At 36.9% G+C, this 22,242-nt stretch carries 25 protein-coding genes; 6 read left to right on the forward strand and 19 right to left on the reverse strand.

The window, feature by feature from the left end:
- The 9 genes from BIV60_RS20375 to BIV60_RS20415 form a co-directional block, all read right to left on the reverse strand.
- On the reverse strand, nt 1-473 hold a 473-nt coding region (locus tag BIV60_RS20375), incomplete at its 3' end, for a glycosyltransferase family protein (protein ID WP_141770507.1).
- Nucleotides 474-547: 74 nt separating this feature from the next.
- Nucleotides 548-1,582: a glycosyltransferase gene (locus BIV60_RS20380; protein WP_071357553.1), complete on the reverse strand. Its 1,035-nt coding sequence runs from the start codon at nt 1,580-1,582 to the stop codon at nt 548-550.
- Between the two features lie 67 nt (nt 1,583-1,649).
- On the reverse strand, nt 1,650-2,468 hold the full coding sequence (locus BIV60_RS20385) for a DUF4422 domain-containing protein (protein WP_071357554.1): 819 nt from the start codon (nt 2,466-2,468) through the stop codon (nt 1,650-1,652).
- The gene (glf, locus tag BIV60_RS20390) at nt 2,461-3,567 is read right to left on the reverse strand and encodes a UDP-galactopyranose mutase (protein WP_071357555.1); all 1,107 of its coding nucleotides are present in this window, start codon (nt 3,565-3,567) and stop codon (nt 2,461-2,463) included. The genes BIV60_RS20385 and glf overlap by 8 nt, the downstream gene beginning before the upstream one ends.
- Nucleotides 3,568-3,708: 141 nt before the next feature.
- Nucleotides 3,709-4,395 carry a sugar transferase gene (locus BIV60_RS20395; protein WP_071357556.1) on the reverse strand — a complete coding sequence of 229 codons (687 nt, stop codon included), beginning with the start codon at nt 4,393-4,395 and terminating at the stop codon, nt 3,709-3,711.
- Between the two features lie 11 nt (nt 4,396-4,406).
- Complete coding sequence (gene galU / locus BIV60_RS20400; protein WP_071357557.1) at nt 4,407-5,300, reverse strand: UTP--glucose-1-phosphate uridylyltransferase GalU; 894 nt, start codon at nt 5,298-5,300, stop codon at nt 4,407-4,409.
- Nucleotides 5,301-5,621: 321 nt separating this feature from the next.
- Nucleotides 5,622-6,383, reverse strand: coding sequence for a tyrosine-protein phosphatase (locus BIV60_RS20405; RefSeq protein ID WP_071357558.1), 762 nt, complete (start codon nt 6,381-6,383; stop codon nt 5,622-5,624).
- A 27-nt stretch (nt 6,384-6,410) separates the two neighbouring features.
- Nucleotides 6,411-7,109: a CpsD/CapB family tyrosine-protein kinase gene (locus BIV60_RS20410; RefSeq protein WP_071357559.1), complete on the reverse strand. Its 699-nt coding sequence runs from the start codon at nt 7,107-7,109 to the stop codon at nt 6,411-6,413.
- Nucleotides 7,099-7,848, reverse strand: a complete 750-nt coding sequence (locus tag BIV60_RS20415; protein ID WP_071357560.1) for a YveK family protein — start codon at nt 7,846-7,848, stop codon at nt 7,099-7,101. The genes BIV60_RS20410 and BIV60_RS20415 overlap by 11 nt, the downstream gene beginning before the upstream one ends.
- Nucleotides 7,849-8,060: 212 nt before the next feature.
- On the opposite strand from BIV60_RS20415, the gene BIV60_RS20420 reads away from it, so the two are divergent.
- From BIV60_RS20420 to BIV60_RS28685, 3 genes are all read left to right on the forward strand, one after another.
- Nucleotides 8,061-8,471, forward strand: a complete 411-nt coding sequence (locus BIV60_RS20420) for a hypothetical protein (RefSeq protein ID WP_071357561.1) — start codon at nt 8,061-8,063, stop codon at nt 8,469-8,471.
- Nucleotides 8,471-8,809, forward strand: coding sequence for an SGNH/GDSL hydrolase family protein (locus tag BIV60_RS20425; protein ID WP_071357562.1), 339 nt, complete (start codon nt 8,471-8,473; stop codon nt 8,807-8,809). The genes BIV60_RS20420 and BIV60_RS20425 overlap by 1 nt, the downstream gene beginning before the upstream one ends.
- Nucleotides 8,810-9,275: 466 nt before the next feature.
- The gene (locus BIV60_RS28685) at nt 9,276-9,452 is read left to right on the forward strand and encodes an aspartyl-phosphate phosphatase Spo0E family protein (protein WP_083402363.1); all 177 of its coding nucleotides are present in this window, start codon (nt 9,276-9,278) and stop codon (nt 9,450-9,452) included.
- A 49-nt stretch (nt 9,453-9,501) separates the two neighbouring features.
- Here the strand turns inward: BIV60_RS28685 and BIV60_RS29820 are convergent, their stop codons facing one another.
- A complete protein-coding gene (locus tag BIV60_RS29820) occupies nt 9,502-9,660 on the reverse strand; it encodes a YwzD family small protein (protein WP_177177354.1) in 159 nt (52 codons plus the stop codon).
- A gap of 301 nt (nt 9,661-9,961) precedes the next feature.
- Between BIV60_RS29820 and BIV60_RS20435 the strand changes: the two genes are divergently transcribed.
- On the forward strand, nt 9,962-11,437 hold the full coding sequence (locus tag BIV60_RS20435; RefSeq protein ID WP_071357564.1) for a peptidoglycan endopeptidase: 1,476 nt from the start codon (nt 9,962-9,964) through the stop codon (nt 11,435-11,437).
- Between the two features lie 488 nt (nt 11,438-11,925).
- Nucleotides 11,926-12,381, forward strand: coding sequence for a DUF2306 domain-containing protein (locus BIV60_RS20440; RefSeq protein ID WP_256218480.1), 456 nt, complete (start codon nt 11,926-11,928; stop codon nt 12,379-12,381).
- 699 nt (nt 12,382-13,080) lie between these two features.
- Here the strand turns inward: BIV60_RS20440 and BIV60_RS20445 are convergent.
- Nucleotides 13,081-14,310, reverse strand: a complete 1,230-nt coding sequence (locus BIV60_RS20445; RefSeq protein WP_071357566.1) for an ATP-binding protein — start codon at nt 14,308-14,310, stop codon at nt 13,081-13,083.
- A gap of 168 nt (nt 14,311-14,478) precedes the next feature.
- On the opposite strand from BIV60_RS20445, the gene BIV60_RS20450 reads away from it, so the two are divergent.
- Nucleotides 14,479-15,027 carry a flavodoxin family protein gene (locus tag BIV60_RS20450; protein ID WP_071357567.1) on the forward strand — a complete coding sequence of 183 codons (549 nt, stop codon included), beginning with the start codon at nt 14,479-14,481 and terminating at the stop codon, nt 15,025-15,027.
- Between the two features lie 179 nt (nt 15,028-15,206).
- Here BIV60_RS20450 and BIV60_RS20455 read toward each other — a convergent pair whose 3' ends face one another.
- The 8 genes from BIV60_RS20455 to dat form a co-directional block, all read right to left on the reverse strand.
- The gene (locus tag BIV60_RS20455) at nt 15,207-15,695 is read right to left on the reverse strand and encodes a DinB family protein (RefSeq protein WP_071357568.1); all 489 of its coding nucleotides are present in this window, start codon (nt 15,693-15,695) and stop codon (nt 15,207-15,209) included.
- A 140-nt stretch (nt 15,696-15,835) separates the two neighbouring features.
- Nucleotides 15,836-16,642, reverse strand: coding sequence for a MerR family transcriptional regulator (locus tag BIV60_RS20460; RefSeq protein WP_071357569.1), 807 nt, complete (start codon nt 16,640-16,642; stop codon nt 15,836-15,838).
- Nucleotides 16,643-16,805: 163 nt separating this feature from the next.
- Nucleotides 16,806-17,624, reverse strand: coding sequence for a sugar nucleotide-binding protein (locus BIV60_RS20465; protein WP_071357570.1), 819 nt, complete (start codon nt 17,622-17,624; stop codon nt 16,806-16,808).
- Between the two features lie 183 nt (nt 17,625-17,807).
- Nucleotides 17,808-18,356: a DUF3231 family protein gene (locus BIV60_RS20470; RefSeq protein WP_071357571.1), complete on the reverse strand. Its 549-nt coding sequence runs from the start codon at nt 18,354-18,356 to the stop codon at nt 17,808-17,810.
- Between the two features lie 5 nt (nt 18,357-18,361).
- Nucleotides 18,362-18,919 (reverse strand): DUF3231 family protein, encoded by a 558-nt coding sequence (locus BIV60_RS20475; protein WP_071357572.1) that lies wholly within the window; start codon nt 18,917-18,919, stop codon nt 18,362-18,364.
- 72 nt (nt 18,920-18,991) lie between these two features.
- Nucleotides 18,992-19,330, reverse strand: a complete 339-nt coding sequence (locus tag BIV60_RS20480; RefSeq protein ID WP_071357573.1) for a MurR/RpiR family transcriptional regulator — start codon at nt 19,328-19,330, stop codon at nt 18,992-18,994.
- Between the two features lie 186 nt (nt 19,331-19,516).
- Nucleotides 19,517-20,047, reverse strand: a complete 531-nt coding sequence (locus BIV60_RS20485) for a YceI family protein (RefSeq protein WP_071357574.1) — start codon at nt 20,045-20,047, stop codon at nt 19,517-19,519.
- A 381-nt stretch (nt 20,048-20,428) separates the two neighbouring features.
- Entirely contained in the window at nt 20,429-21,268 is an 840-nt protein-coding gene (dat, locus tag BIV60_RS20490) for a D-amino-acid transaminase (RefSeq protein WP_071357575.1), read from the reverse strand.
- Nucleotides 21,269-22,242: the final 974 nt, after the last annotated feature.

The raw sequence follows: 22,242 nt of genomic DNA on the forward strand, positions 1-22,242 counted from the left end.
ACTCCTAACAGATAATCATTAACAAACCTTTTATAATAATTCTTTATATAAACGTCGAATTCATTATGTTGCCATGCAACCATTTTTATATTTGGTAATTCACTTTTTAATATAGGCAATAAAGCTGTAAGAATGCCTTGACATAAAATAACTACTTCGTGATTACTGTTTTTTAAATAATTTATTAATTCTTTCAATTGTTCTTTATATAAATTTATAATATTAAATGGTTTTTTGTTGATTTCGTACTTAATATATTGAATACCTTTTTTTACTTTTCTATTGAAATTTCTACTTTTAATAACATTCGGGGTTTTAATATCTTTCTCAACATTATAATAGAATATATTCTTTCCTGAAAAATCAATTAATGTAACATCTTCGCCATTTTTTTTAAAGGAATTAGCCATCTCAATAACCACTCGTTCTACTCCACCTAAATGAAAACCTTCATTTATAATACAAATATTCAATGATATGCTCCCCTTTTATAACCAAAATAACGAATACCTTTTTGCTAGATCAAATAACCTTTTTTATTTTGCATTTATCCTCTTAAAAGTTTTTTAATTTTCGTTGTAATTGAAAATGGAATCAATTTTTCTGACTTTAGTAAGAAAACAAGAATGTACTTATTTTTCAAAAGCAATTCTAATATTAATTTACTAAAAAAATTTGATCGCTTATAGTATTGATTGTCCCTTATATCAGGAATAACTCTTATAATTTTACTTTTTATTTCATTGATTTTTTTATATTGAGGTTTAGAAAAGTTAATTACACATCTTGGCACCGACACTACACAAATATGCCAAAAATAAATATAATCTATTTCTTCCTTAAATTCTTCATAGAAACCTCTTTTTATAAAATGCTGTATTCTATTATCGCTTACAGTTATTAAATCATATATTTTTTTGTCATTTAGCTTAAATGTTGTAGTTGCAGCATCATGTTTAACATAATAATATAGTGCTTCTCTGACTTTACTGATTTTTTTTGCATACATAAATATTATTGCACCTATTTCTAGATCCGTAACATAAAGATTTTCCGAAAACTCAATTGAATTTTCAACAAATAAATTTCTTTTATATAACTGTTGCCATAATTCCCAGCCATATTTTCTTTGTAATATTAATTTTGTTGATTCTTTATTGAGCTCCCCCTCTGGAATGTCGTTAAATTTGTAACAACTTTCCCCTTTTAAAACTTCATAGTAGTCACAAGTCACTATATCAGAATTATTTTCTTTCGCGGATAAATACATTTTTTCAAACATATCTAAAGATACATAGTCATCAGGGTCAACAAAGCCTATATATTCACCTCTAGCCTTCTTAATTCCTAGATTTCTTGCTCCACCTTGTTTTATATTTTCTTTTGAATCTATTATTTGAAATCGATCACCATAATTCCTTTGATATTCATTTAATATTTCAAGACTTTTATCCGATGAACAATCATTAATTGCAACAATCTCTATCTCTTTTAAGGATTGCCCAACTAGTGTTTCTAAACACTTCCTTAGAAATTTTTCAACATTATATACTGGTAGAATGATAGATACTTTATAATTCATTTAATCAATCCCTAAATTGTATTACAAATCAAATTATTGAGTTTAATTGTTTGTTCTTATTAATTTATTAGAATACCTCTTGTCGTTTTATTGATATTTTCCTTTTTAGAAAATTAATATACTTACTAATTTTATTTTCTTTCTCTATAGTAACTATATCAAGTTCAGTAATATTAAAATTATGTTGAAATATCCATATATTAAATAAACGTTCCGAAATAAACCCATAAACCCTAGCTTGATACGGGGAATAATTTTCTATATTTATACGTGATTCTAACTTTTCCAATATATCAAAAAGCCAATTACAATAATTATCAAATGCCGATTTTTTAATGACAAACATGTTAAATAAATATAATTTTCTTTGAGACATAACTTTATTGAAAGAATCTAAATATTCAGGATAAAATTCACTTATAATTTCTTTTGTATAAATAAGATCTTTTATATTATGTGCATGTTTATAGTGAGACCATACTGTTTCGATATAATAATTTCGCTTTTTGGGCAAAATTATATCATTATCATTTTTTACAAAATCCATTATTTGATTTTCTTCTAATATTAAATTAAACTTTTCAGTGGTCGATAGCATATTTAAATCTTGCTCAATTTTCTTATTGCTTGAAAAATACCTACGATAATGGGAAAGACCTATAATCCCACATTCCAAGTTTTTCCACGCCCAAAACAAAGCGGTTAATTCACAATAATTTTTATTTTTCTTAGAAATATTTTCACCAGTATTATCGCCAATAAACCCTAATTCTTCTTTACCCTCCTTGCCAACATGAATTGGTAAATATATATTATTTTGGGGCATTTCATACTTTTTATGGGTCGCAACTAATACTTTAATATTACTCTGGTTACTCCTAAACATTTGCAAATTCCCTTTCAGCTTCTTTTAGGGCGGAGGCAATAACTTGATGCATATCATAATACTTATATGTCCCTAATCTTCCTCCAAAAATTACATTCTTTTCTTTAACAGCAAGTTCATTATATTTATTATATAACTCATTATTTTCTCTATCATTTATTGGATAATATGGTTCATCTCCAATTTTCCAATCTGAAGGATATTCTTTTGTAATTATCGTGCCTTTTTGAGTACCAAATTCAAAATGCTTGTGTTCAATTATCCTAGTAAAAGGAGTTTCACTATCAGTATAATTAACAACTGCGTTCCCTTGATAATTATCTGAATCCTTAATAATTTCATTCTTGAATTTTAAACTTCGATATTCTAAAACTCCAAATTTGTATTCATAATATTGATCAATCATTCCTGTGAAAACAATCTTTTTTGCCAAACTTTCAAGTTCTTTACGATTTGTAAAAAAGTCTGTATTTAACTTAATGTCAATTCCTTCTAACATCTTTTCGATAATTTGGTTATATCCACCAATAGGAATTCCCTGGTATCTATCATTAAAATAATTATTATCATAAGTAAATCTTACAGGTAATCGTTTAATAATAAATGCAGGCAATTTTGTTGCCAATCTACCCCACTGTTTTTCAGTATAGCCTTTAACTAACTTCTCATATATATCAGTTCCAACTAATGAAATAGCTTGTTCCTCTAGATTTACCGGTTTAATTATCCCAGCAGCCTTTTTTTGTTCCTCTATTTTTGACTTTGCTTCTTCAGGGGTAATTACTCCCCATAACTTATTAAAAGTGTTCATATTAAATGGAAGATTATAAATTTCCCCTTTATAATTTGCCACTGGAGAGTTTGTATATCTATTAAAATCAACAAATTGATTCACGTAATCCCAAATTTCTTTACTATTAGTATGAAAAATATGTGCTCCATACTTATGAACATTAATTCCTTCAATCTGTTCATTATATATGTTCCCACCTATGTGGTCTCTTTTATCAATTACTAAACATTTTTTATTTCTTTTATTAGCTTCATATGCAAATGTTGCTCCAAACAACCCTGCACCAACAATAAGATAGTCATACATGAAGTAAAATCCCTCCATAAAAATTAGTTGTTCAAGTCAATATTCTTCCTCAAATTCAATTACAAACTTTAATTTATACTCACATTAAGTAAATCTCTCAAGTTATTCTTAATCCCTTATTACTGAAAAAGAAATCTTCAACTAATACGCGCCTTTTCGAACAATAACTTGAAAGATAGTTTTAAGGATTATCTTAACATCTAATAGTAGACTTTGATTGTAAACATAATATAACTCGATATTAACTCTTTCAGGGTAACCAACATCACTTCTTCCACATACTTGCCAATAGCCAGTTATTCCAGGTTTAACGGATAAAAACTCAGATTTTTTGTCTTTATATTCGTTTAATTCTTCTAAAACAACCGGTCTTGGACCTACTAGACTCATATCACCCTTAAGAACATTAAAAAATTGAGGAAGTTCATCTAGGCTAGTCTTTCGAATAAAACGACCGAAACTAGTTATTCTAGGATCTTCATTTTGCTCTAACTTAAAGTTACTTTTTATATATTTCTGATATAAATCTTTATTCTCTTTTAACTTATTTTCTGCATCAACAACCATTGATCTAAATTTATAAATATAAAATTTTTCACCATTCTTACCAAGCCTAATTTGCTTAAAAAAGATAGGCCCTTTATTAGGACCCAATAAATAAAAACTAGAAAGGACTATTAAACATGGAAGCGTTAATAAAATACCAACAGCTGCACCAACAATATCTATTAATCTTTTTATAAATAAGTATTTTTTTCGATAGACAACATTTGCAGAAGACACTCTTTTTTCTAAATATGCCACCTTTTGATTTGCAGAATTCGCCATTCTCTTTCTCCTTATATCAATTGTTTTTCTTTCTCAAATGAAGACACTAGATTTTTTAGATACTTTAGCATATCATCGTGGAGTTCTTCATTCTGCAAGGCATATTCAATTGTGGTCTTAACAAATCCAAATTTTTCACCAACGTCATAGCGTTTGCCTTCGAAATCATATGCAAAGACCCTTTGGATTTCATTTAATTTTTGAATTGCATCTGTTAATTGGATTTCTCCCCCAGCTCCTTTTTCTTGGCGATCAAGGAACATGAAAATTTCTGGCGTTAAGACATACCTTCCCATAATAGCTAAGTTTGATGGGGCAGTACCAAATTTCGGCTTTTCCACAAAGTTATTAACCTGATAAAGTCTTCCATCATTCGTTGAAGGGTCAATAATACCATATCGTTGTGTTTCTTCATCCGAAACGGTTTGAACACCGATTATAGAAGAGAAAGTTTCTTCATATTGATTGATTAATTGCCGTAAGCAAGGTGTTTCACTTTGAACGATATCGTCACCTAATAACACAGCAAATGGTTCATTGCCAATAAAGTTCCGTGCACACCAAACAGCATGTCCAAGTCCTTTTGGTTCTTTTTGGCGAATATAATGGATATCTGCTAAATTAGTAGAGTATTGAACCCGGTTTAATAAATCAAATTTCTCTTTCTCTACTAAGTTCTGTTCAAGCTCCGGAGCATAGTCAAAATGATCTTCAATGGCCCGTTTTCCTTTTCCTGTTACAATGATAATATCTTCGATACCGGATGCAACCGCTTCTTCTACTATGTATTGGATGGTTGGCTTATCAACTATTGGTAACATTTCTTTTGGCATTGCTTTTGTTGCTGGTAAAAATCTCGTACCTAATCCAGCTGCTGGAATGATCGCTTTTCTTACTTTTTTCAACTCAATCTCCCCTTTTAATCCTTCTTTTATCTAAAACATCTTTATTAACTAAAGTACTTTTGACATAAAAATAAATACCTAATGGAATTGCAAGTGCTTTCACACTTAATCTTTCATTAGATATTTATTATTTTTACTTTTAAAAAGGCATCTAACCCACCCTCACATCACACTTTTGACGACTCGCGTCTAAGGAGGAATATTATGCTTCCACCCACAGTGTGACCGAGTGCCCCCATCGATAACGGGCAGGAAGCCTCGCCGTTCTGGTTATAAAACCTGAATAGAGTAAAATCCAATCATTCTTATTGCTTTAGTCAGTTAAAAAAATATAAATTTTTTCTTCTTTTTTATTTGTTCAGGAAATTCCTTAAACACGATTTCCCCATTTACCAATAGCTCTGCATTCTCTTTAAACAGGTATACCTGATCCATTCCAAATTTTGATTGGATTAAATCAAAAGCCTCTTCCATTTTAAAGGAACGACTTGTGATGTTATGAGCATCCGATGCAATGAAATGGGTTAAATTTGCTTCGATTAATTGGTTGGAAAATTCCTTTATTTTTTTTCCAAAATAACCTGCAACACTTGAGGCAGTGACCTGTGTGAGCGCCCCTTTCTCAACAAACTGATAGAGTAACTCCGGTCGCTCCATTAGTTCAGAATTCCGTTCAGGGTGAACGATAATCGGTGTTAATCCTTGCATTTGCAGGTCAAATAGAAGTCTCTCTGCGTATCTTGGAACATGATTGGATGGAAACTCAATAAATAAATAGGAGCTGTCATTAAGGGTTTGAATTTGATTTTGTTGAAAATCCTCAAGGATTTCACCGTAAATTCTTGGCTCTTGTCCCGGAAGAATTTTCACATCAATTCCCTTTTCTTGAAGAACGAGGTTCAGCTCTTCAACTTTAGTAAGAATTTGTGGTTTGCGATTATCATATTGGCTATTGAAATGGGGGGTAGCAATAATGGTATGAATCCCTTCCTTGGCTGCTTCCATTGCCATGGCGACACTATCTTCAACACTCTTTGCGCCATCATCGATTCCCGGCAATATGTGACAGTGCAGATCAATCATTTTGACTACCACCCTTTCATCCTTTACTTATTTCGTTCCATAATAATGGTAATAATTCGATTTTGAATCGATCTTTTTGTTGTTCAGGACGACCCCTATAATTTTACTTTGGGCAGCCTCTAAAGACTCTTTCGCCTTTTCTAACTTATCTTTTTCCGTTCTCCCACTTGAAACAACTAAAATTGCCCCATCACATTTATTGGCCAAAATTTGCGCATCTGTCACAGCTAATACAGGTGGTGCATCAAATAAGACCAGGTCATATTCTTCCAATGCGTTTTGGAAGAAAACCTCCATTGCCATCGAACTTAGTAATTCAGCTGGATTAGGCGGAATCGGACCGCTTGATAAAACGTAAAGATTTCTTTCTGCCGACTCTACTACTGCTTCTTCTAGCTTCAATTGTTTTGTCAGTACACTTGTCAATCCGAAGGTATTCGTTTTATTAAACGTGTAGTGTACCGTTGGTTTGCGCAAATCCGCATCCACTAGCAAGACTTTTTTTCCTTGTTGGGCAAAAACAACTGCTAAATTCGCAACCGTTGTCGATTTCCCTTCTCCTGGTCCGGCAGAGGTAACCATTAGCGTTCTCGCTTCCTGGTCCACGGAGGAAAACTGTATATTGGTTCGAATCGTACGGTAATGCTCCGCAATGGTTGATTTCGGATCAAGCATCGAAACCAGATTTCTTTTATTATTCATCTTTTTATCCTTTTTAAGAGCCAAGTGTCTCACCTCTTAATCTAGCATTTTTGTCAGGGCGCATTTGATTCATTGCGTTTATTTTTTTATCATCCATCTCAGCAATGACTCCAAGTACAGGTAAACCGACTAACTTTTCGATTTCTTGTTCATCTTTAACCGTATTATCCAAGTATTCCAATAGGAAGGCTAAACCAGCACCAGCCATTAAACCTACCACTAATGCAATGGCAATATTCAATAATGGCCGCGGCTTAATCGGATCCGGATTTTCAGCAACCGTTGCTTTCGATAATATACTCACGTTATCTACATTCATAACTTTCACAATTTTCTCTTGGAAAATGGCAGCTATTTTATTGGCTATTTTTGCAGCCTTAGCTAGATCTGGATCTTGAACAGATAGATTCACTACCTGTGAGTTTGTTTCATTTTGCACGGTAATTTTTTTATTTAATTCCTTTACCGTCATCTTTAAATTTAAATCCTTAATCACGAGATCCAAAATGGCGGGACTCTTGATGATGACATTGTAGGTATTGATTAATTGAAGGTTGGTTTGAACTTCATTGTAGTTATATAAATTTTCCTTACTTTTCGTTTGATTGACTAGCAATTGAGTGGAAGCTTGATAAATGGGTGTTAAAAAGACATAACTAACCACACCGCTAATTAAAACTGCTAGAAAGGTTATAGAGAGGATTAATCTCAACCGTTTTTTGAGCGTCTGCAATAATTCCTGTAAACTGATTGTTTCTTCCATGAGGTCCTCCTGATTATTTAAGTTAAAAACAACCAATATTATATCATAATTATGGTCTTTATTTCGGCAATTTCTCCTAAACTTCTTCCAAATTCCTCTTTTATCATACTAGTTAAATGTAAATCTTTGTAGGTATTTTTCTAAATTGGAATAAACTTCTTTTCCCATTTGATATAATAGAAGAGCATTTAACTTTAGAGGTTACTAGTTATATGAAAAATTTTTTAACGGTCCTTTTAGGGATTATTTGTGTACTTGTACTGCTTTTTGGCTATACGAACTATCAACAGAAAATTGTAGCGGCTGGAAAAAAGGCCTTGGCTGAAAATAGAATAACTGAGCCTGGTACTCTTCAAGATTTTGATAGGTTAACAAAAAATTGGCCCGATCAAGCTGTTAAGCAATTTAAACAACGCCTTGATAAGAATAAGCCCTTTAAACTATTCTTGATTGGTTCAGAAGCTGATTCAAAAGGTACCTACCAAGAAGTAAAAAAGAAACTTGATAAAGCCTTTGGGGAACAGATCAAAGTGAGTGTTCTACCGACTTTATCAGCAAAGATCATCTCAAGGAACTTACCAATAAAAAGCCCGATTTCATCGTACTCGAGCCATTTTTATTAATGGATAATGGTGTAGTACCGATTGATGAAACGCTAAACAACGTGACGAAATTGATGGAACAGGTTAAAAAGGAGAATCCAGACTCTACCTTTGTTCCCCAACCTTCCTATCCCCTTTATCAAGCCCATTTTTATCCGAATCAGGTGGCTGGATTAAAGAAATATGCGGAAAAGAATGATATTCCCTTCCTTGATCATTGGTCCGCCTGGCCCGATTACCATAAAAAAGATCTTAATAACTACTTGCTTCCCGATGAGAGCGGCCCAAATAAAAAAGGGATTCACGTTTGGAGCGGATATTTATTGCATTACTTGATCAACAGCGAGAGCGAATCGTAAAGATTCGCTTTTTTTTGCATAAAAAAAGTGATAGCAGAAGATATCACTTTGAATCGTCTTCTCTACATCCTCATTAATCGATGGGCTTCGTTGATTTTTAATTTCGAACGATAGGCTGTTTTTTTCCGAGCTTGCAAATTATGTCGAATAATTCTCACCTAAGGCTTTTTTTGATAATTTCCTTCAAATTTACAAGATAGGATTGACCATTATGTTACAAAACTATTACATTATCTATACAACATCTTATTGTATGGTATTTGAAGAAGAAATAGGTATTTGGCAGGATTTCTCAAATCAAATGGGCATTTATTACCATTATTATAGGGGAAACATGATAAATTTACAAGTTAAAAAGCCTTTTATCCACGGAAAAGGACCTGTGATGGCTTTCATAGTCAAAATTGGAAATTTAATGATAATATAGTCTTTGGCTTATTCGGATACTTCACAAGGAGCGATAATCATGAACGATTTGATTTTAGCGATTGAACAATACAAAAAAGAATTGGCTGAATTCGTGGAAACCTATGGGATTCATTCTCCTGAAGCCATTAAATGCAGTCAGGAGCTGGATTCCCTCATCCATTTATTATTAACCACTGCAGAAAAGAAGGAGTTATCTCAGTCCTTTTTAGGTTAACGAAAAAAAAGATAACAGGATGTCGAATGCCTTCGACCCCTTTATCTTTTTAACTTATCTTCATATTTTTCAGTTCGGTTTCTAATTCTTTTAATAACTTATGTACGGTGAGATTGCTATCTGTTAGACCTTTATCATAAGCATTCTTGATGATTTCTGAAAACATCAACTGCTCCTCAGAAAGTTTCCTCTTTTTCTTTCCTTTCACGTCTTACATCCGCCTCCTGCCGTCACTTTAGTTCCCTATTTTAACCTCTGCCATTTGTAATGTAAATAGATTACCAGTCGTATTTTAGGTAAATTTCGGGAAAATTGTAGAATGATTGTTGGTTTGTTTTTGATACTTTAACATATTTACCTCTCTTTCCCTATAAATCTATTGTTGAGTGTCCGATTTTTCACAAAAAGTTGGTTCATTTGTCATCTTTTTCAATTTTCTACACGATTTGCTAGCAAACTATGTTAAAATATTTGCAAGAATGAAAAAATAAAAGAGGTGAAAGAACTCCATGAAGAGGACGATAGTCCGTGCGTTTTCAACAGCGGCGGTTTTGTCGGCGGTTTACGCAGGGACGGCGCATGCCAGTACATATACAGTTAAAAAGGGCGACAATCTATCACATATTGCCTCGAAAAATCACACCAGTGTTAAAACTTTAATGGCATTGAATGGTTTAAAATCGGATTCTCTCCAGATTAATCAAAAACTCAAACTCCCAGAAACAAAGGCAAAAACGACAACCGTTACGAAGACATCCTCCCCAGCTAAGACTTATACGGTCAAAAGCGGTGATGCCTTAATTAAGATTGCTAACAAATATAATGTGAGCATTGGGGATTTAAAGCTGTGGAATGGGCTTGATAGCACCCTCATTTATCCTGGTCAGGTGCTGAAGGTTTCTGGACCATCAGGTTCTACATTTACACCGGAGTCGGTTAATAATAAGCAATCTACCATTTCAAAATTGACAACTACTACATATGTCGTTAAAAATGGCGACAGTTTGAGTAAAATTGCGGTGAAATATAAAACGACCGTTGCAGAATTGAAAAAGCTCAACCAATTGAAGTCCGACCGGATTTATGTTGGTCAAAAGTTGCAGGTTGCTGGTAAGGCAGCTCCAGGGAATTCAGCTTTAGCCGAGACGCCGCCAAAGCAAACGACAACAACTCCGGCTAAAAATGTGTCCTCCTATACCGTGAAATCCGGTGATACACTTGGCAAGATTGTTAAGGAGTTTGGGCTTAGCTTGGCGGATTTGAAAGCATTGAATGGCTTGAAGTCCGATTTAATTTATGTCGGGCAAAATTTGAAAGTAACCGGTAAGCCGGCTGAAGCCGCTAAACCACCGGCTACTCAGCCGCCAAAGAATCCTGTGCAGCCTGCTAAGCCGCAGACACCACAGACTAATGCAACAGATTATATCGTTAAAAGCGGAGACACTTTAGGGGGAATTGCTTCTAAAGCCGGGATGACGGTTGCGGAATTAAAAACATTGAATAACATGACTTCCGACCGGATTTATGTTGGTCAAAAGTTGAAGATCAAGGGTACGTCTGTGTCTGTACCTGAGTCGACTCAGACGCCGACACAAACACAGCCGCAGCCTTCAGGTGGCGATGTTTCCGCACAAATTGTTAGTACAGCGAAAAGCTTAATGGGCATCCCTTATGTCTGGGCCGGAAGCACACCGTCTGGCTTTGATTGCAGTGGCTTTATTTATTATGTTGCCAAACAGGCTGGCATCGAAATCGGCCGCTTAACGGCCGAAGGCTACTACAACCGTTCCTATTATGTGGACAAGCCGAAATCGGGCGATCTTGTATTCTTTGAAAATACCTATAAAAGCGGAATTTCCCATGTCGGAATCTACATTGGCAACAATCAATTCATCCACGCCGATCCGGATCGCGGTGTTGCCATTTCCAGCCTAAGCATCTCTTATTTCAAAGAGCATTTTGCTAGTTTTAAGCGATTCTACTAAGTTACTTGTAATCCCTGGCCAGTCTTTGCGGGCTGGCTTGGGGATTGCAGACTGCTGCTTGAATCCTCATTGAAAATCTTTTTATTCTACCCTCCCTATAACCTGACACCCATGAAAAGGAACAAGCCTTAAGAGAGCTTGTAAAAGAACTTCCAATTGTCGCAATAAAAGATGGAGATTCCTCTAAAACTACTCATTGAAAAGGGCTATTTTAGTTAGGATGAAGCAGATGAGATTTACTGACAAGTTGAGAAACACTAGAACAAATTGGAGACCAGCCTCATTGTGTTCACGGCTGGTCTTTTTTTATTGGTTCGACTTGATATTGATTGAATCTTTGGTCCCCGATTGCTTACTCCCTTCAGGCCGATGCTGGATTTTAAACCGGAAACAGTTGGTGTGAATGAAACGGAGTTCTTTTTCATAAAATGATTTATTCTGAAAAGTAGATTATGATTTTTCTAGTTTGGATTTTGGGGGGATGGTGTTTGTTTTCGGTGTTGTTGGGGATTCATATTGTGACGGGAGCGGTTTGTTTGGTTAGCGGGCTGTTCGCGATGTTTGCAAAGAAGCGGAAGGGCCGGCATACGGTGGCTGGTGAGATTTATCATGGGGCGTATGTGTTGGTGTTTGTGACGGCTTTGGTGATGTCTGTGCTGCATTGGCAGGAGAGTCAGTATTTGTTTTATATTGCATTGTTTTCTTATGGGTTTGCTTTTTATGGTTATGTGGCGGTTAAGAGGAAGTGGAGGAATTGGTTGGGTGCGCATATTGGGGGGATGTTGGGGTCGTATATCGGGATTGTGACGGCGACGTTGGTGGTAAATGTGCCGCGGATTCCTGTGTTGAATGAGTGGCCTGTTTTGGTGTTTTGGCTGTTGCCGACGGTTGTGGGGACACCGTTGATTTTGCGGGTGGGGAGACAGTATCGGCCGCGGAGGTAGTTATTTTGGGGAAAATGACCAAGCCAGGTGACCGCCTGGCTTTTTAGTATTGAATAAAGTTGATTGGAACATAGGGTAGAAAGCCTTTTAAATAAGGGGGAGCCTTGCCTCTTTTTCTACTGAATTTCGTTTACCCACCGGTTTTGGTACTTTACCCACCACTTTAGAAGTTTACATTCCACTTCACCCGTTTTACCGGCTACTTTTCGCAAAATACCGGCCGCTTCTCGCTCACTATTCCGGAAACCAGGTATCCTTCTTGATCAAATACCTTTTTTTAAAGAGAAATTACCTTTTTTAGTAAATTCCGACCTCCAGATTGTTCCCCTGTTTCAACTGAAACTCGTTTACCCACCGGTTTTGGTACTTTACCCACCACTTTAGAAGTTTACCTTCCACTTCACCCGTTTTACCGGCCACTTTTAGCCATTTACCCTCTACTTCTCTTTCAAGCTGCTGAAAACCAAGTATCCTTCTTTGACAATTACCATTTTCAGTAAGATCAACCTCTAAATTGATCCTCTGTTCCTACTGAATTTCATTTACCCACCGGTTTTGGTACTTTACCCACCACTTTAGAAGTTTACATTCCACTTCACCCCTTTTACCGGCCACTTTTAGCCATTTACCCTCCATTTCTCTTTCAGGCTTCTGAAAACCAGGTATCCTTCTTTGAAAATTCTCTATTCGAGCCTCCCCCTATTTAACTACCAACAACGGCTGCGTGATCGTTGGCAGCGTAATTTCAACCGTGGTGCCCTCGTCTACTACACTCGTAATCTTGATTTCGCCGTTATGGCTTTCGATGATTTTGTAACAGGTCATCAGGCCGAGGCCGGTGCCTTTTTCTTTTGTGGTGTAAAACGGCTCGCCGAGCGTTGGAATCCGGTCTTCCGGAATCCCCACGCCTTGGTCGATGATTAGAATTGAAATTTTGCCCTCTTCCTTTTGCTTCATTTTCACGTCAATATTGCCGCCTTTTGGCATTGCCTCAATCGCATTTTTCAGCAGATTGAGAAACACTTGCTTCAGCTGATTTTCCTCGCACATCACCTTTGGCAGCTCACTGTCGAACTCGACGTAGATTTGGACATTGTTCAAAATCGACTGGGTATTGATGAGGGTGACGACGTCTTTGATAAGATTTTTTACATCTTTTTCAATAAAAACCGCGGCAGTTGGCTTGGCGAGAACGAGGAATTCGCCGACGATGCTGTTAATCCGGTCGAGCTCCGATAGTACAATGTCATAGAAATCTGGGTGTGTTTGCCCCGACTTGAAGAGTTGGATAAAGCCGCGGATGGATGTGAGCGGATTGCGGATTTCGTGGGCAATCCCGGCTGCCATCTGCCCGAGCAGCGCGAGTTTTTCCGATTTTTGCAGCAGCTTTTCGGTTTGTTCTTTGCGTTCAGAGATGTCCTTTCCGATTGAAAGTATGGCTTCCTGCCCGCCAAAAGATATGTACATAGATGAAACTTCAAAGAAAAACGTAGAGCCATCTGGACGCTTTGCCTTGTATTCGAAGGTGTTGACAGGGCATTTTTCTTTATTTATCTGTTTGTACCGTTCCAGCGCACGGTCCTGATATTCTGTAACGATAAAATCTAAAAGTGAATTTCCAATGAGTTCATCCTTGCTCTTTACTCTAGCTACCCTGACAGCTGCTTGGTTGGCATAAAGGATTTTATAGTTACTTGAAATGTAAACCGGGTCTGGCAGGGAATCGACGAGTTTTTTGTAGCTCAGTTCATTAGCCCTAATTTTTTTTTCACATTGGCGGGCCTTGTCGTATTGAAAGCCCAAGAACCATGCGATTATGGTAAAAATAAAAAAATCAACTGTAAAAAAATCTTTTTGTTCAGCTATTTTTTGATAGCCGCTAAATAGCAGTGAAATTCCTACTAGCGTAATTTGTCCTGATTTCCTCATGACCTTGACCTCATACGATTCGTCTTTTTCCTAAATTATAACACTGATAGGAAAATTGGCGTTAATAGTATTTTTATGTAGTTTTTTGTCGGCTGAGCATGAATTGGTAGGTTTTAGTGGATTTTTGGTATGATGGATGGGAATCCATTTATAAAGGAGATGGAACAAATGTCGATTGCAGTGATTTACGGGGGAACCCGTCCAGATGGAAATACGGAAATGCTGACCGAGCATGCGATTCGCGGGCTGGATGTTGAAGTTGAGAGAATATATTTAAAGGATTTTTCGATTTTGCCGATTGAGGATGCAAGGCATGATGAGGCCGGGTTTCAGGATCGTGAGGATGACTATAATTCGGTGATGGACCGGGTGCTGGCGTATGACACGCTGATTTTTGCGACACCGGTTTATTGGTATAGCATGTCCGGGACGATGAAGAACTTCATCGATCGCTGGTCGCATTCGATGCGGGATGCGCGGTATCCGGATTTTAAGGCTAGGATGGCTGCGAAGAAGGCTTATGTGGTGGCCGTTGGCGGCGATAATCCATATGTGAAGGCTCTGCCGATGATCCAGCAGTTTAAACATATTTTTGATTTTATGGGGATCGAGTTTGCCGGGTATGTCCTTGGAGAAGGGAATAAGCCTGGGGATATCCAACAGGACAAAAATGCTTTACATGCTGCGGAACAGCTTCAGTTGAAGCTTAAAGACTAACATGAAAAGCTGCGTTTCAAAGAAAAAGGCAAGCACAATAAGTGTGCTTGCCTTGAATGAGGATGGTCCTTATACCGAGCCAAAAAGGTTCCCTAACGTCCACAACCTAAAACTGAAATATTCAAGATTCCACCTTCAGCCTTTTTTAAAATTTATCAATCTTATAGGACCTAAACAAATTAATCTTCTGTCCCTAATACATCCGTGTTCGGGGGTTCATAACCCATCTGGCGTAACATCGCGACAATTTGCCCCTTATGATGGAATTCATGTGTAATGGTATGCATGAGCAATTTTCCGGGTGTGATGGAAAGCGTTTCTGATGCCTCTCTCCAAGGGATCTTTTTTTCCATCACCTTATTGAATTGATTTCCATGTCGTTCAAAAAACTCATTTACAATTGAATCGACCTGTTCAAAGCGTTCGATTATTTTTTCCACATTGAAATGATGCCTTTCATCCTTAGGAGTAATAGGCTTATTTGTCTTTTCTAAAACAAATGAGCCAAGCCATGCAACATAACAATCTGCTATATGTACCAATGTGTCCCGAACATTTTGCAAGGCGAATCCATTGCGGCGAGTAAAATCATTAGGGTCTATTTGCGTGCAAAAGTCTAACAACGTTCTCCGAGTTTGCCGGACCCATTCATATTCGGTTTGATTCATCCATCCACCCACTTTCAAGGAATATTATTACTTATTCGGTAGATGTGAGAAGATTCCTTCTTTTACCAAACTCTCTCAATAAGGTAGTAGATCCCTAAACCATAATGCTCTGGGGTTCTTGTACTGCTGTGACGCTCTTGCTAATTCTGGTAGAAGATCATACACGCCTCTTTAATGAACTCTCTTTCCCGTTCTGGAATCGCATAAGTTTTTGGCCTTTTGCTCTCTGGTAGTGAATTGAACTTCTCCCAAGATTTTTTCATTCCTTCTTTTATCTCAGGGTCATCTTGGCCGCGTCGTTTATTCATCTCCTGTAAAAACTTAGCCAATTCCTGTGCTTCAGGACTATCTGGTGAATACCCTTTGTGGACAAGTTCTGTTAATGTTTTTCTAAAATACTGATACTCTTGTAAATGTTGTTTATGATCTTTTTCTGTCCATCCTCTTTCCGCTAACTTTTGTAATGCTTCTTTAGAATAGGATTCTTTTGCTATTTCTCTCATCGTAATCCGTTCATCTTTCGTTAAATATTGATTTACCCACTCTGGTTTTAAATTCATTTGTGTTACTTGAATCAATTTTGTAACCAATTCATAATTAAATGTTTCGGTTTGAAAGGAATCTTGCACCTGTTCAATTGCTTCAAGTATCTGGTCTATTTGAACTCGTCTTCCCATCATCATTGCTTTTTGTTGTTCAAGTCTTTTCGGTAATTCCTCAGAATGTTCAGTTAGGATATCCTTGATTTCATTTAGCGAAAAACCTAAAAACTTAAAGGAAAGAATCGTTTGAAGATTTGTGAAATCATCGTCGGTATATAATTTGTATCCGGTTTCGTCATAAATAGAAGGAACTAATAAACCAAGTTTGTCATAGTACCTTAGTGTTCGAACGGAAACAGATGATTTTTTCGCAAATTCGGTTATATGATAAACCTTTCTCTCCAAGTATCACACCTCCTTTACAGCAAAAGGATACACAGTGACGTAACGTCATTGTCAATATAGTAAAAAAAAATGATGATTCATTCAAATTTTCATACAATCCTACAGTAAAAAAGATCGCTTCAGCAACCCCAAAGTTTAACTCAAGCTTCCCGCTACCCGCGATTTATCCCAGCAGGTAAGAAATAATATCCTGATTCGTAATTTGAAGCGAGCTTGGGATATCCTCACGATTTGACTTCAATGCAAAATAGAAAGTGTCGGCCTTTTCCTGAAACAAGCGATAGTTTAATAGGCTTTTTTCACTATCTAGTTTGCTTATTATCTGTTCATAAAATTGTCCTTGCTTCATCCGATCCACTGAACCTAAGTGAAAGGTCCCTTCTAGCTTATTTTCAATGATGAATCGGAGTTGCTTGGCTAACTGAATATCTAAAAGATTGTTACAAACTAGATTGCTGTACACATCGATCATGTTTTGATTTTTTATACTTTCTTTGATTTCTTTATATCTGGGAGAATCCTTCCCCCATATCGCTGGGATTCGAATAATGATTGCCCGCTCAGCTAACATTTCCCTCAGCATCTTTTCGCATTCAATTTTGAAATTTCCATAATCGGATTGGGAAAAAGGTAGATCTGTTTCGGTGTAGGGTCTAGAATAGTCACCATCAAATACATTTGTGGTAGACAAGAAATACAAACTACTATCCTTATGGCGTAAATCCTCAACTAATTCTTTATGAAACTTTAGCTGATGATCATAGTCTCCTCTAAGGCAAGATATCACAATGTCGGGTTTCATTACATGGATGACTTCCTTTAGCTTATCGGTTTGCTTAACCTCCAATTGAAACTGCTTGCCATCTGGGATATTGGATACAGAAGAAGAATACGTTCCATAAACATCGAATCCATTTTTCAATTCATCGACCAAAGCTCTCCCGACAAGACCACTCGCACCAAGAATCAGAACCTTTTCCATCGATATTCCCCCATTCATCAACATCTTATTTATTATTAAACGAACAATTCCTTAATAAAGATACGGATAAACTCGATTATTCCTAGCTAAACTGTTCGACAAAAATCGGGCGGTGACAGGCACCACCCGATTTTTGTCGAATCCAGAGAACAAGAAAAAGCCATCCCTTTAGGACAGCTGCTGTCATTGGCTTGGTAATCCGGGCGGACAATAGAGGGGTGGAACTTTCAGCCATCCTCGTTTTTTCAGAAGGACTTTCATGGTTGCTCCAAATGTCATGTATTCCTGTAAAAACCCTACCCATATCAAACTCACATCGTTGCGGACGGCCTCATTGATGGCGTTAGCACAATAGTTGATCCCTAGAAATATTTTAATATTAATGCTGTTTGCCAGTTCATCATCGGTCAACTTGACTCCCGGCGGTATCTTATTCGGGTCTGAGAGTGGTTTCGATTCCGTTAAAGGTGGTAGGGGTACTCCTTCTGATCGCAAAAATACTATCAATCGTTCTTTCTGTGATTTGAGCATTTTTACGATTTCATGAAAGGCATTCCTCAATTCGGGGTCCGTTGTACTGTTAATTCCTGCTTCTGAATGTACTTGTTCATCCCCTATTTCAGAAAGGAAGGACCAGAAAGACATAACCTCACCAACATGTAAAGGTGGTTTGGGTACATCGTCCATCAATGATTGAACGATATTTTTAACCGCTTCTAATAGGTCTGGCACATTTCTCACCTTCCTGTATTCGGTGAACCGGGTGGATAATAAGGCGGTGGAGCTTGCAGCCACCCTCGTTTTCGCATTTGTGATTTCAGTGTTGTTAAAAAGGTTATATGTTCCTGCAAAAATTTAGCCCACATCATCCCAACATCGCTTAGAATGGTTTGAGCGGATCCATTCGCACAGTTTGTAATCGCCATCGATATTTTTTTCCTAAGGCTGTTTGCCAGTTCCTTATCCGTTAATTTGACGCCCAAGGGGACACTATTTGGATCTGAGATGGGTTTCGATTCACTTGTGGGTGGTAAGGGCACTCCTTCTAACCGTAAAAATGATGTGAGCTGCTCTTTCTGCGATTTAAACAGCTCTACTGCTTCATGAAGGCTTTTTCTCAGTTCAGGGTCGGTTGTGCTGTTCATTCCTGCTTCCGTCTGTACTTGTGTCTCCGCACATAGAGTTAAAAATAACCAGCAAGCCATCACTTCACCAACATGTAATGGCGATTTGGGCTCATCGTCAACCAACGATTGCACCACATTCTTAATAGCTTCCAATACATCTGGGCACATATTCCGCACTCCTTTCTTTCTGTTAATTTCTCCTATTGGCATTTTTTTAATACAAAAAAGGTAGCTTCGGTATTATCTGAAATCGACAAAAATCGGGCGGTGACAGGCACCACCCGATTTTTGTCCTTCCACTACCTTTGGAAAAACATTTTTTCGGAGTTTCTCTCTTTTTTGTCCTTCTACCACCTCTGGATGGACACTTTTGTAGTTCAATTCCTGGGCTGCAAGGCCTGAGCTTCCTAGCCCATAAATGAAGATGCGCTTTGCTTCTTTCATATAGGTTAGCACCTGTTCAAACGGTTTTGCATCAATTAGCGACTCGACATCGGACAACATATCTCGGTAGGAAGCGAACAGCTTTTTTTCAATCCCGTCCCTTTCTTTCCGCTCAGAGCCTCCAGCTAGCCGCACTTTCAACTCAACAAAATTGCTGCAGGATAACTTTTTCGCAAACCGGGTAATTGTACTTTTGAATTTTTAGTGATGGAATCTTTTCTCGTTAAGATTTAAGTGGAAGGTATTGCTTGAACTGAAAGGTAAATCTTTAAAACGGTAATAATAAAAGACACACCATTTTGGCATGTCTTTTATTTCCTATTAAGCTTTGGATGCCTGTATATCCAGTGAAATTTGAACTTGATCTGCCACTAAAACTCCGCCAGTTTCTAATGCAGCGTTCCAAGTTAGACCATATTCACTTCTACTAATGGATCCATGAGCTTCAAAACCGACTTTTTCATTTCCCCAAGGATCTTTGCCACTTCCTTCATAACTTACGGTAAATGTTTCCGGTTTGGTAGTTCCGCGAATTGTTAAATCTCCTGTAATTTCATATTCACCCGGACTTTTCTTCGTAATTTGAGTTGACTTAAAGGTCATTTTCGGAAAATGTTCAACATCAAAAAAATCGGCCGAACGCAAATGGTTATCACGTTCTTCGTTACGTGTATCAACACTATTAACATCTACAGTGAATTCGATTGACGCCGTTGTTAGATCATCAAGATCGGCTTCTATTGATGCTTCAAAAGTTTGAAACGCTCCTCTTACTTTCGATACCATCATATGTCTAATTTTAAAATCAATACTGCTATGTGTAGCGTCAACATTCCAATTATTCTTTGCCACAAAATCCCTCCTAGAATATTTGTTAACTCATAGGAAACAGATTAGACAATTTACTTATATTTTATTCAGCCAATCTTCTTTATCAGCTAAATTTCGACAAGTATTCGACAAGTGATAAACATCCTAATGTTTGGGAACTCCCCTTACCCGCTTTTTTAATCCTTCTTTATTTAAGATTTCCACTTAAAAATAAACATGATAATGTAAAAGACCGTGGCGATGGAAGGAGCACAAAACGTAAGCAAATCAAATCTGTTAAGGTGAAAAATGAGAGAGGATAATTGTGAATTGAGGGAATATGGAAGGAGGGGTTGAAACAAATGGATATCATAAAGGAAATTTGGATGGTGACAGCTGCACCACCCTTTATTATTCCAGTTCCTAATCCGCCAGAATTAACCCCTTAAATTTATTATAAATTTTCATCGTCAATTCTCCCGGATTTCCTTCGCCTATACTTTTTCCATCAACATTGATGATTGGCAGTATTTCCGATGTTGTACTCGTGATAAATACTTCATCCGCTTGAAGTAGTTCTTCAGGTGTGAATTTCTTTTCGATGAAAGGGATCCCTAAAGATTCGGTAACTTTTTTTACGGCCATTCGTGTGATCCCGGATAAAATTTGCTTCGATAGCGGTGTCGTATAAACCGCTCCATCCTTCACCATATACACATTCGAACTGGTTCCTTCTGTGATATGCCCATCTCTTACCAGGATCGCTTCATAGCAGCCGGCATCATGCGCGGTTTGTTTTGCTAAAATATTGGGAAGAAGGTTTAAGGATTTAATATAACAATTAGCCCAGCGCTCATCTTCATGAAAGATCGCCTTCATTCCTTTGTCTCTTGCCTCATTTTCAATCGCATGCACCGGTCGAACCGTCATCGTAATTGATACGGGGGCAGCCGGGAATAGATGCTGCCTTACAGCAACCCCTCTTGTAATTTGTAAATAAACAGCACTTTCCAGTTCGTTTGATTTTTGAACCGCTTCTAAAATGAGTGCTTTAAGGTCTTCCACTGATTGTTGAATCGGTAATTTGATCGCCTTTGCACTTTGAATCAGCCGTTGCAAGTGCTCCTCCAGCATAAAAGGTTTTCCATTATATACCCGAATCACTTCATATACACCGTCACCAAATTGATGACCTCGTTCATCAATTGGAATGACAGGTTCGTCCAATTGGACATACTTACCGTTAGCGTAGCCAATGTTCATTATTGTTTTCCTCCCCCTGTTTGCATAACTATCAAAATTTAAACTAGTGACCTATATATTATAGTAAAAGGCAAATGATTAAAATAATCCAATCGAAGTTTGTCATAATAGCTATGAAATATTTTTATAAGGGGTAACTTATTAACGGCCGTATTCACTGGGATGAACTTTATAGTGCAAGCGATTTTTTGGAGTGGGAAGCACTTGAAGATGACCGGAAGGAACTTGAAAATAAGTTAGATATTCGAAAATGACAGATGAATATTAGCGACGGCAAAAAGTGGCTCATATGAAATCACAAGATATAAGAGGTAGGAACTAGCTTATTTTCGACAGATTCCAGCCACCACCCGTTTTTTGTCGAGGCTGTTTTCTAAAAGATTGTTGTTTGTAAGTTTTTTCATTATTAATTCCTCCATTTATTTATTTGTTAAACTGTCTTTTGTTTATAGCCTTTTTAATTATAGGGTTGTTGTAGAAGATATGGATAAAGCTATTTCTTCCTGTAGAAAATCTGGAATTTTATTAGAATCGAGTGAACCCAAACACGGTATCAATGGTCGTAAAACAATTCGTTTTAGAGGGCCGAACAGGGAAATGCTGCAATTTGTAGAGGAAAGAAGGGGATAAACACTAACAATAAAAACAAAAATGCCAATCTTTTTATATTTTTTAAGATTGGCGTTTTCGTCTGATAAAAAGGTGAAAAGGGTTCATTTTTCTTTATACCACCCTTGCTTGGAAGTATTTTCTAAACGGTGAATTTCCTAAATTCGTATTATCTTATATATAATTTATTACGCAAATTTTCGTAGTGTTGCGCCGCTTTTTTATAGTCCTCAATAGTAGTATGAATGTAATTTAACAATTTTTTCATTTGAATAACCCCCTGTTTATTTATGAACTTATTATTAAACAAATACATCTATTTGACAAAGACAATGAAAACGGGAACATTACTCATGAAAGCGGAA

This window comes from Bacillus sp. MUM 116 (assembly GCF_001866655.1).
Taxonomy (GTDB): domain Bacteria; phylum Bacillota; class Bacilli; order Bacillales; family Cytobacillaceae; genus Neobacillus.